This window comes from Vibrio sp. 10N.222.49.C9 (assembly GCF_041474985.1).
GTDB classification, from domain to species: domain Bacteria; phylum Pseudomonadota; class Gammaproteobacteria; order Enterobacterales; family Vibrionaceae; genus Vibrio; species Vibrio crassostreae_C.
Genome location: NZ_JBFRVD010000516.1, coordinates 1 through 258, shown reverse-complemented (window position 1 = coordinate 258; position 258 = coordinate 1). Strand labels below are relative to the sequence as shown.

Below are 258 nucleotides of genomic sequence, written 5' to 3'. Positions count from 1 at the left end.
TACGAACCCATCTCGAATTCGCGGCAAATCCATGGGCGGTTTTCATATATCGTGCACATCATGGTCTCTCTATCCACCGCAGAGCACCATCCGTCATCTAGACGAAGCATGGTCTCCCCTCCCCACTTATCCCTTGCTATGTGCTCTTCAGGGACGCCTGTATCGGTAATGATCATTACTTCTAATCGACAGCAACAAGCGCGACAAGTATTACAACTGACTTCGGGCTCAGACTCTTGCTTAACTGGGATAGTATCC

The 258-nt window shown here is 49.2% G+C and carries 1 protein-coding gene; it reads right to left on the bottom strand.

What is annotated here, in order from left to right:
* A partial coding sequence (locus AB4585_RS24255) for a YkgJ family cysteine cluster protein (protein ID WP_372171308.1) occupies positions 1 to 251 on the bottom strand: 251 nt, incomplete at its 3' end.
* Positions 252 to 258: the final 7 nt, after the last annotated feature.